This is a genomic window from Brevibacillus sp. BC25, assembly GCF_000282075.1.
Classification (GTDB): Bacteria; Bacillota; Bacilli; order Brevibacillales; family Brevibacillaceae; genus Brevibacillus.
Map to the genome: position 1 here is coordinate 27,384 of NZ_AKIX01000013.1, position 12,045 is coordinate 39,428.

The following is a 12,045-nucleotide window of genomic DNA, read 5'->3' on the forward strand; positions in this document are numbered from 1 at the left end:
TTATCCCTCCACTATTTGTCGCTTCCAAATACTGGTCGTATGGTTGGGTTTCTCTTCACCGTAGACGTCAAATCGGTTTAACGTCGGAGGTGCAATCGAATGTCGTTTGTTCGGACGTGAGACTGCCTCCTCCCAGGATTGTAAAACGACGTTGGCGTTGGTTCCCCCATCTGCAAAACAATTAATCGCTGCTATTCTGGGCGAATCGTTCCATTCAGAAAGCTGTCGCTCAAAATAAAAAGGCGTTGACTCCATATGGAAATGGGTCATCGGCTCTTGCCCTGACAGGAACGGGACCAATTGTTGGTTTTTGAGCATCAGCACGACTTTTATCAAACTGGCAATCCCTTCTGCACATAATGGATGACCGATGTTTGGCTTGATCGATCCTAATCCGCAAGCGGCCGTATGTGATGAGCGATAGACAGACTGAATGGCTTTGAGCTCAAGTAAATCTGTAACCTCTGAACCCGAGCCATTCGCTTCTATATAGCTGATTTGTTCCGGCTTCACGCCAGCTTTAGCGAGTGCCGACTGCATAACCTCTTTTTGGGCCTGCAAATTCGGGGTGGCAGGACCTGCCGTTCGTCCATCATTGTTGACCGCTACGCCCTTGATGACGGCATGTATTTCATCACCATCTGCCAGTGCTTGCCCCACGGTCTTCAATAAAACCATTCCTACGCCTTCTCCCAATACGAGGCCGCCCGCACGCCTGTCAAAAATATGGAAGGCTGGCTCTTCGCTTAAAATTCCTCTTTGGTGGAACATCCGATGCGCTTCATCACCACTTAATACGTTAACCCCTCCGATGATAGCAGCCTCAATCTCTCCACTACGCAGGGAATGAATCGCCATATTCATCCCGATCAGCGCCGAAGAGCACGCGGTATCGATGACCATGCTGGGACCTCTAAGATCGAAGTACTGGGAAATATTTGTAGCCAAATAGTTTTGTCCCACGGTCATAATCGGGTTTTGTGTTTGATGAAGACGATCTTCACTTGGGCGGTGATTACTTCTTGCCCCGATGTAGACGCCTACCGATTTTCCCTTGATGTCCTTCGCTGTATATCCAGCCTCATGCCATAGATGAAGACTTTCCTCCAATACCAATAAGGCTTGCGGGTCCATGGCCTTCGCATCTTCTTTTGCTATCAGGAAGTAAGAAGGATCAAAAGCAGTAATGTTGTCCAGAAGTCCTGCATGATAGGAATTTTCATACCCCCAGCGTTCCCTGGGTACAGCACCAATAGCTGAACGGCCCTCCGCTAACAACTTCCAATATTCTTCCACGTTACGAGCACCCGGAAAACGGCAAGAGAGCCCCACTACTGCAATGTCAGATGGATTTGCCTCCCTATATGGAGTAGCCTGATTACTCACCATCTGACTTTTCACAGTCTCACTACGGATGGGCTGACTCTTCGGATCGTCATTCATTTCAGGAGAAGTCAGCGTCAGATCGTCAGCGATGGAATCGCCGTGATTGCTGGTCAGCCATTCTGCAAGCGTTTCGATGGTGGGATATTCATATAAAATCGTCGGGTCCAAGTCCTTGCCCAACCATTTACTGATCTCATTCATGACTTGAGCCAGTAACACCGAATCGATCCCATAGTCTGGAAACTCTTTGTCACTCTCCAATCTGGCAGGATCTATTTTCAACTCCTTCGCAAACAGCTCAATCAGTCTCGTTTGTGCTGTCTTCACAAGATCCACTACGCTTTGCTTCGGCTTGTCTGCTGTTGGACGATGAGACGACAGGTTCGCAGCAGAAACTTCTTGCTTTTTGTGTCGCATCAATTGATGGGGTTCCCACAGTTCTTGGTTGATTGCTGCCGGGAAAACAACGGGACCCATCTTTTTCAAAAGAATATGATCCAGTAATCGCAGTCCTTGCTCGTCAGTGATGTGTACCAGTCCTGATTGTTCATAGGCTTTGGTCGTAACTGCACCGATTCCGGTCTCCTTCCAACTCGGCCACTGAATGCTCATGATCGGGCAAGAATCAGCATGTGCGGAAGCAAAATAATCCATATAGGCATTGGCTAACGCATAATCACTCTGGCCCGAAGCCAAGGATGGAATGATTGCCGAAACAGATGAAAAGAGAACGAAGAACTGTAAAGGCTCGTCCTTGCAGATTTGATATAGCGTATGCAGCCCAGCCACTTTCGGTTGTAATACCTGCTGAATTCCATCCGTCGATTTCCGAATAAACGCAGGATTTTGATCATCGCTAAAACCAGCGCAATGAATCACCCCGCCAATCGGCCCCATCGTATGTTTCAACTCGTGCAAATGCTGTTGCCAAGCCTCTTCATCGGTTAAGGATACAGATAAGACTTGAACCTGTACGCCTTGCGCTTCCAAAGCTTGTACCGCCTGAATTTTCTTTGCTACGGAAGTGCTTTGCTGCTGATAAACTCCCCATTGCTCGCGCGGCGGCAGACTTTCTCGCCCTGTGAGCACCAGTTTTTTGACACCATAACGCTCTACAAAATGCTTGGCGCATAAATAACCAAGCCCCCGTGTACCGCCAGTGATCAATAGAACATGGTTCTCAGGGAAAACAAGCGCTGGCTCCTGACTCTCCGCTACCATCTCTTCCTGAAGATAAGCGCTATAACGCTCACCCGATCGATAGCAAACCTCTGTTTCCTGATCATCAATGAGGAACTCTGCTGCAATCTGTTGCGCAAGTTCTTCTCCATCAGCCAATGGATCTAGATCCACATGGCGTGATTGCAGATGCTTATATTCACTTTGCAGCATGCGGTACAAACCAACGCGTGAGGCACCCGACAGATTGATAGAGTCATTCTGGTAAGACTCCAAGCCTTTTGTCACACCCAATAGCTTCAAGCCTTCCTTATGACCATTCTCAATGAGCTGTTGCAGCCATGGAATCCAAACCAGCGAATCGGTTTGCTGATGTCCACAACCGACCAAATCTACGATGCCATCATAGTTTTTCCACGCCATCTCATCCTGATGGAATCGTGATTCGAGCTCGTTCAGCTCTAGGATTTCACTCTTAGCTAAATGGTTGGACAGTTGAATCGCCAAATACTTCGTTTCATCCGTTGTGAAAATACCAATCGTTCGATGAGCTTCCTTGGTTGGCATCGCTGGGGAAGCCTTCCATTGCTTTTTCACAAAACGCATGTCTGGCTGAACCGGATGCTGCTCATACGTGGCTAGGGATGCTGCACCTGTAAATGACGTATATCCACCAGGCACCCAATAAGCTTCTCTGCTAAATGGATAGGTTGGAAGACTAATCCGGTGAGGCATCCTCTCCCCATACAAGCTGCTCCAATCAATGTTCAGCCCTTTGACCCAAACGTCCAGCAATTTTCCGTATTTGCCTTTGTTCATCCAGGAATCAATCATTTGCGGCATATCATCATCTGCTGCAAAGATTGCCAAGGTCTCTTTATGACGTTTTACCTGTCCGTGGTATAGGTCTTCAATGTCCTTCTGTCTGCCTATGAATTGCTTCAATTTCTCTTCAAGTTCAATCATCGAGCCCGCGATCACAGCCAAACGTTCTTCCATCGCTTCTCGTCCCACTTGAAGGGTATACGCCATTTCAGCTAAATCCGCATCGTTCAATCCCTGTTCCGCAATGGCTCCAAGCAGTCGTTGTACCCGTTGATGTAGCTGTTCTTCATTCTTGGCTGATAAGAGTATCAAAGCAGGATTTTGCGGACTTGCCATTACCGTAGGCTGCTCTTGCATTTTGGGAATATATTCTTCAATCACCACATGAGCATTCGATCCGCCCGCACCAAAACTGCTCACACCGGCACGTCGTGGAGCTTCCCGTCCGTCAATGACAGGTCGTTTCCACTCCGCCAGCTCTTGCTGAACAACAAACGGCGTCATGCTGAAATCAATATTCGGATTGAGCACTTCAGCATGCAGGGATGGTGCTAATTGTCCATGCTTGAGCTGCAATAAGACCTTCGTCACCCCAGCAATGCCTGCTGCACTCTCACAATGCCCGATGTTGGACTTCGCCGATCCAATGGCACAAAACTGTTTGTCATTTGTATACGCTTGGAAAGCCTTCGTTAATCCCGTCATTTCAATCGGATCACCTAAAGAGGTCCCCGTACCGTGTGCTTCCAGATAGCTAATCGTCCGCGGATCGATTCCGGCTTTTTGGAAAGCACGTCCAATAACCCGAGCTTGGGCATTCGGGCTAGGTACATTGTATCCATTCGTTTTTCCTCCATGGTTAACCGCTGTTCCTTTTATCACACCATAAATTTGATCTCCATCGGCAATCGCTTTCGCCAGAGGCTTGAGCAGGACTGCTCCCACTCCCTCGCCAGGTACATACCCGTCACCGCCGATTCCAAAGCTTTCGCATCGTCCCTTGCTGGATGCGAATTTGCCCTGTCCAAGCATCAAGTATTTATTAGGGTGAATCGATACATTGACTCCACCTGCAATAGCAGCCTCACATTCGCCTTGCTGTAGACTTTGGCAAGCCAAATGAATAGTTGTCAGGGAAGAGGAACACATCGTATCGACCGCCATGCTCGGTCCATGGAAGTTGCAGAAATAAGAAACCCGATTCGCAATGGAGGCTGGACTTCCTGCCAGCGCCATCGGTCTGCCGAGCATCGTTTCCTGGGCTCCATAGAGCTGGTATTCTTCGTACATGACTCCGACATAAACCCCGACATTACCGCCTAGACCCATGCCAGATGTCGAGCCGAGCGCTTCACGAGTATACCCGGCATCCTCTAACGTTTCATAGACGCATTCCAAGAACAAACGCTCTTGCGGGTCCATGATTTCAGCCTCTCTTGGTGTGATATTGAAAAATAACGGGTCAAATTGATCTACACCGCCCAGGAAGCCTCCCCACTTGCTGTAGGTTTTTCCTTGCTTTTTCTTATCTGCATCAAAAAACAGACTGTGATCCCAACGCTCCTCGGGAATTTCAGTGACACAATCTTTGCCATCACGCAGGTTACGCCAGAACTCATTCATGTTTCTCGCTTTCGGATAACGACCGGAGACTCCAATGATTGCAATATCGAAGGCATCGTTTGCTGGTTTGGTTTCTCTCGTCGTTTCCTTCAACGCGTTGCCTCTGCTCCTGCGGTTGTTGATGATCGGTGCAACGCTCGACTTTTTAACAGGGGATGCCGTTGGTGCTTCTTTCTCTTCCATACCAAGGATGCTCATCATTTGCTCCCGGTGTGATGCCAGGAAGTATTTCGCAATTTCTTCGATAGTCTGAAATTCGAAAAATAAGGTTTTCGACAACGAACCAAACGTTTTTTCTAATTCATTTGTTAATTGCATGACCATAATCGAGTCAATTCCGTACTTTTCCAACAAGGCATCTGCTTCGATGCGGTCTATTGGCAGCTTGATCACGGAAGAGACCAGCTTTTTGAAATAATAGATCGCTTTTTCCTTTGGCAAATGATGACTTGATGGTTGTATGACGGGAGAAGCTTTGACTTCTTGTTCTATTGTCTTTGGTCTTCCCACCACTGCTGCGTGGAGGCGTTGTAAATCTCCTTCCATTACCATCACCTGATCTTTTCGAGAAGCTACGGCTTCATAAAAAGCACGAATACCCGTCGCGGTCTGCAAAGCGATCATTCCTACCCTTTGTTTCACCATCTCCTCAACCGCTTCATCTACTTGCATTCCGCCCTCTTTCCAGAGCGGCCAGTTGATGGAGACTGTTTGACCTTGACGTTGCTTTGCCTGCACCCGTTCATTCCGGTATTTCGCATAGCCGTCCATAAAGGCATTCGCGCAAGCATAGTCTGCCTGACCACTATTTCCAATACTTCCTGCTATCGAAGAAAAGAGGACGAAGAAATCGAGAGGCTGATCTTTACTTGCCTCATCCAAATTCGTAAGACCGGCAACTTTTGGCGCTATCACTTGGTTCCATTCCTCTGTCGTTTTCTTGAGGATGAAGTTATCTTGAACGACACCCGCGCTATGGATGATGCCGTGAAGACCTCCGAATTCCTGTTGAATACTTTGGATGAGCTGGTTTACTTCCTGCTTGTCCGTCACATCAACTTGACGATAGACAACGCTTGCCCCTGACCTTTGCAAATCATGAAGCATCGCTTGTTTATCTTCACGAATAGGAGAACGACCTGTAAGAATTAAGGTTGCTTGTTTCGCTTGACTCGCGATTTCCCCTGCGAAAATCAATCCTAAGCCGCCTGCTCCACCCGTAATCAGATAGGTTCCTTGATCTCTCCACGGAATGGTGACCTCATCATGTAATGGCTTGGTTTCGCACCAGCCCAGTACATAACGTTTACCCGCTTGATAGCGAATTCGGTCGTCCATAGGATGGCAGGCATTCTCTTGCAGCTTGTTAACGATTTCAGCCGCATGTTCACCTGGGTTTAATTCAATGAATTGGCCGATTACATTTGGATTCTCCTGCTGAGCTGTTTTCAGCAAGCCAGAAAGTCCGCTTACGTATGATTGCTCCGCTTTGTCGGGAACGACGACCTGCAATAACACCTTGCCAAGTATCTTTTGTTGAAAGATGCTTTGGATTTCCAAAAATACTTGGGAAGCATAGGCCTCGAACCTGTCCGCAATGCCATCCTGGTGGGATTGCAAAGGAATCAAGCGCACTTCATTCATCTGTGCTGATAGACTTGCAAGCGACGATTCAAAACCTTCGGCAATCATCACGATATGCTGTGCATAGGTAGGAGGCACCGTTTCCTGAACACCTGCTTGTTCCTCCCAGCAAGGATGAACCATTAACATCTCTTGTGCCCCTGTAGCTTCTAAGTCTTCCACTTTGCCATCCAGCTTACGAGACGAAAATCGCTTCATTCTGACACAAACATTTCCTTGCTCGTCACATAAGTCAATATCCAGCTTTTGCACATGATCAGAAGCGTTGCTGCCATCACTGTAGCGAATATACGCCCACATCTGCGACATGCACGAACTGAAGATTTCCAGTTCATCCAGCGCAAAAGGCAAGATTGGCTTGAGCGAATCAAGCTGGTGAGTGACGCTTCTGTCATTTGCCCCCATAAATAAACCAATCGCCGCCTGTAAAGCAGAATCCATCATACTTGGGTGCAGCACAAACTGTTCTTCTGTCCCCAAAACAGCGAAAGGTAAGGACAGCTTTGCCAACACCTGCTCCGTGCCCTTATGCACTTGCTCCATTCCTTGCAGCGCTGGACCATAATGGATTCCCATTGCTTTATAACCGTCATAGCATTGGCTGCCACTCAAGATACTATGGCTACACGCGGCTTGTAACATAGCGAGATCAAGCATAGGCGTCTCGGCAAGCGTATGGAATACGGCACTTCCCTGACTGTGCACAATCTCTTCTGCTTCATTTCCGGTATGCTGACTGTAGATTCGATAGCCAATCTCTCCACTGTCTTCCAGTTGAAGACCAATGTGAACATCGACAGGCTGATCATCGACAGTAATTGGCTTGGCCCACACAATATTTTTGAGCGTTATGCCATTCTGTCCTTCTTTCAAGGCTCCCGCTGACTGCTCGATTGCTTCGCGTGCCATTTCGAGATAGGCAACACCCGGTAAGAGCTGCTGTCCATTCACAACATGATCTGCCAAGAAAAACTCCTGTCCACGGAAGGTGGAACTATACCGCTGTTCCAACAATTCAGACGTGTTTTTCTGGAGCAATGGGTGAAGGAAGAGCGTCCCTTCTGATGCGGCTGCAACTTCTCTCGCGAATTGCGTCTCCATCTGAGGAATCCAATAACGTTCCCTTGCAAACGGATACGTAGGCAAGCTAATACGACGAGGTTTCTTCACCCCGTAGAGCTTTTGCCAATCAACCACGCCTCCACTTACCCACAGATCAAGCAACTTGGCGTATTTTCTTTTGCTTATCCACGCATCGATTGCCTGTTTCAAATCTTCATCCGCTTCAAACACCGCAATCGTCTTTTTGTTGCCTTTCACCTGTCCTCGGAATACGTCACTGACGCCTTCCTGTCCATCTACAAATTGCATCAGCTTTTCCTGAAGGTCTTGAATGGAGCTGGTCATCACAGCCAGACGCTCTTCCATGGCTTCTCGCCCAATTTGAAGCGTGTAAGCAATAGCTGCTAAGTCCATGTCAGAAATGGACTGATCCTTGATCGCAGCTAACAAACGATGTGCCTGTTCGTGGAGCTGGCTTTCATTCTTCGCTGAAAGGAGAATGATCGCTAGATTCGTGTGACTTACTTGGATAACTGGACGTTTCTCATCGTCCGGAATGTACTCTTCCAAAACGATATGAGCATTCGAGCCACCCGCACCAAAACTGCTCACACCGGAGCGTCTTGGAAATTCCTGACCGTCAATGACAGGACGTTTCCACTCCGTCAGCTCTTGCTGTACGACAAACGGAGTCGTGCTGAAATCAATATTCGGGTTTAGCACCTCCGCATGCAAGGATGGCGCTAGTTGTCCGTGTTTGAGCTGTAACAGGATTTTCGTAATTCCGGCAATTCCCGCTGCACTCTCACAATGCCCGATATTGGACTTCGCTGATCCGATTGAGCAGAACTGCTTGTCTGTTGTGTACGCTTGGAAGGCTTTAGTCAATCCTGCGATCTCGATGGGATCTCCTAAAGAAGTACCTGTACCGTGCGCTTCCAAATAACTAATCGTCCGTGGATCAATTCCAGCCTCCTTCAAGGCACGCCCGATTACGCTCGCTTGTGCATTCGGGTTAGGTACGGTATAGCCATTTGTTTTGCCGCCATGGTTAATGGCACTTCCTTTAATCACACCGTAAATTTGATCTCCATCTGCGATTGCTTTCGTCAGAGGTTTTAGCAGCACCGCTCCGACACCCTCTCCAGGCACATAGCCGTCGCCGCCAAGCCCAAAGCTTTCGCATCGTCCCTTGCTGGAAGCAAATTTTCCCTGTCCGAGCATCAAATATTTATTCGGATGAATGGAAACATTGACACCACCCGCAATCGCAACCTCGCATTCACCGCGCAGCAAGCTTTGGCAGGCAAAATGGATGCCCGTTAGCGAGGAGGAACACATGGTATCAACCGCTACGCTAGGACCATGGAAATCAAAGAAATAAGAAACACGGTTCGCTACAGATGAGAAGCTTCCGCCAAGGGCCATTGGTCTGCCCATCATGGTTTCTTGTGCGCCATACAGTTGATACTCTTCATACATGATGCCCACATAAACACCGACATTACCGCCAATCCCGAAGCCTTGGGACGATCCGAGAGATTCACGGGTATAGCCTGCATCCTCTAAGGTTTCATACACACACTCCAGGAATAAACGTTCCTGCGGGTCCATGATTTCTGCTTCCAGAGGCGAAATGTTGAAGAACAGCGGATCGAATTGATCAACACCGTCTATGAATCCGCCCCATTTGCTATAGGTTTTCCCCCGTTTGTTCTTATCCTCATCAAAATATAGACTGTGGTTCCAGCGCTCTTTGGGGATCTCCGTAATGCAATCCTTGCCCTCGCGCAGATTGTTCCAGAACTCTTGCGTATTCTGCGCTTTCGGATAACGTCCAGAAACCCCAATGATCGCAATATCCAAAGCTCCTTTGGCTGGTTGGGTTTCCTTCTGTGTCGAAATGAAGCGCGAGCCTTTGCGACTTCTTCCGCGATGGCTGTTCCTTTGCCTTTTCGACGTGTTTTCTTCTTTTGTAACGGATACTGTTTCTTGGATAACAACTGTTTCCTGCTGTTCCTTCAGACCCAAGATTTCAATGAATTTGTCTCGATAGGAGTCCAAGAAATATCCAATCAATTCTTGAATCGTTTGATACTCAAAAAATAACGTTTTCGGCAGTGAGCCAAAGCTTTTCTCTAATTGGTTGGTTAATTTCATGGATAGAATTGAATCAATTCCGTATGTCTCCATCGAGGCATCTTCTTCGATTCGATTTACGGGCAGTTGCAGAACCTCGGCAAATTCCTTTTTAACAAAATGAGTCGCTTTCTCGTGGAGGACATTTTGTTCCAGAGAGATGGTCGCTTGTTTTTCATTTTGCTCTACCTTGGTTGGTGTGATCGATACCACTGGCTGCATTTGTTTGACCAGCATGTCTTCAAATTCCTCAAGTAAATAGGACGCAAGCTGCTGAAGCGTCGGACACTCCACGAATACAGTCGGAGTCAGCCCAATGTGATATTGCTGACTAAGCTTGTTCGTGAATTCAGTCAGGAGAACCTGATTGAATCCGAGTTCAGACAGCTCTACTTTGACATCAATATCCGTGGTAGGAACCTGAAGCAGCTCTGACACGGTCTGCATCAAAGCAAGCTCCACTTTTTGCAACAAGTTGCTGGCATCCACCGTTACCGAAGCTTCCGATCGGACAGGAACATGCTTGGATTGAGAACTGTTGGCTGGTGTTTGCAAAAACAGTGTTTGCTTGAGCTTAGCCAGATCGCCTTCCATCACCATAACCTGAGCTTTTCCGGAGGCTAAGCCTTGGTACATAGCTGTAATACCCGTTGAAGTCTGCATAGCGACTACTCCCATGCTATGCTTCAACATGTCACCAGCCTCTGCGTCAGCCTGCATTCCGCCCTCTTTCCACAACGGCCAATTCATGGACAATGTCTGTCCGTGTCGTTGCTTTAATGCAACCAGTCCATTGCGATAGTGGGCGAATCTGTCCATAAAGGCGTTGGCACAAGCATAGTCAGCTTGTCCGATATTCCCCAAGCTGCCTGCCACCGAGGAAAACAGCACCAGGAAATCCAGTTCTACATCTTTGCTGGCTTCATCCAGATTGATGAGACCCGTAACCTTCGGACCCTGAACCGCTTGGACTTCCTCCCTGTTTTTCTTGAGGATATAACTGTCACGAAGTACGCCAGCACTATGAATAATGCCATGAAGACGTCCATAGTCCTGTTGAATCGTGCGAATCAAATCTGCCATTTCTTGTTTCTGCGTCACATCAACTTGGCGGTATTCAACTCTTGCTCCCGATTCTTTCAATTGCCGGAGTTTACCTTGTTTCTCTTGATCCAATGGGGAACGTCCTGTCAGAATCAGGTTCGCATGTTGAACCTTTTGTACAATTTCGTTGGCAAAAATATAACCCAGTCCGCCAGCCCCGCCAGTGATGAGATAAACCCCACCGTCTTTCCACGGAATGCTCGCTTCTTGTGGAGTATCCAGTTCTACCCACTCAGCCACAACTCTCTTTCCAGATTGATATCGAATCTGAACGTCCAATGGGCAGCGTACATTCTCATTAATTTTTTCAGCAATCTCGAATTCGTCGTCGCCTGATTCTATCTCTATTACCTGTCCAATCAGGTTGGGATTCTCCAATTTCGCCGTTTTCAGCAATCCAGAGAAAGCGGTGAAAAACGGCTGTTCTGCTTGCAAGGGAACGACAATCTGAACCAATACCTTGCCGCGTACTTTTTGCTTGAAAATCTCTTGAATTTCCTCAAATAACTGCGTCGTATAATCAACGAAACGCTCGGCAATGCCTTCTTGTGCGGTTCGCAAAGGAATGCAATGGACTCCATTTAAATAGGCTTGGAGATTGTTCCAAGCAACGCGATCCGGTTCAATCATCACCACGACTCGCTGTGTATAGTCAGGGGCCTCGGCATTGCTCACAACCGCTTGTTCCATCCACTCAGGATGAACCAGCAGTGTTCCGAGTTTCCCTTTGGAATCCAGCGTCTCTACTTCGCCTTCCAGCACTCGTGCGCAGAAGCCCTTCATACGCACACAAACCGTTCCTTGGCCGTCACACAAATCAATATCTACTTTCTGTACCTTGTCTCCCATTCTATTGCCGTCAGCCTGTCGAATCCATACCCACATCTGGGAGGAAGTCTGGCTAAAAATGCTCAGCTTCTCCAGTGCAAAAGGCAGGATTGGTTTTTGAATCGCTGTATCGCCTGCGCCAATCAGTAATCCGATAGAAGATTGTAAGGCCGAATCTAGCATGCTCGGATGCAAGACGAATTCTCCTTGCGTCTCGGCAACCTTGGAAGGCATAGCTAACTTGGCCAATACTTG

At 47.9% G+C, this 12,045-nt stretch carries 1 protein-coding gene (cut by a window edge); it reads right to left on the reverse strand.

What is annotated here, in order from left to right; genetic code table 11:
• A protein-coding gene (locus PMI05_RS02535; RefSeq protein WP_039960092.1) for a non-ribosomal peptide synthetase crosses the window boundary here: on the reverse strand, positions 1 to 12,045 show its 3' portion. The gene runs 9,393 nt beyond the window's last position; the window shows 12,045 of its 21,438 coding nt (coding positions 9,394-21,438); its start codon lies off the right edge, out of view; its stop codon occupies positions 1 to 3.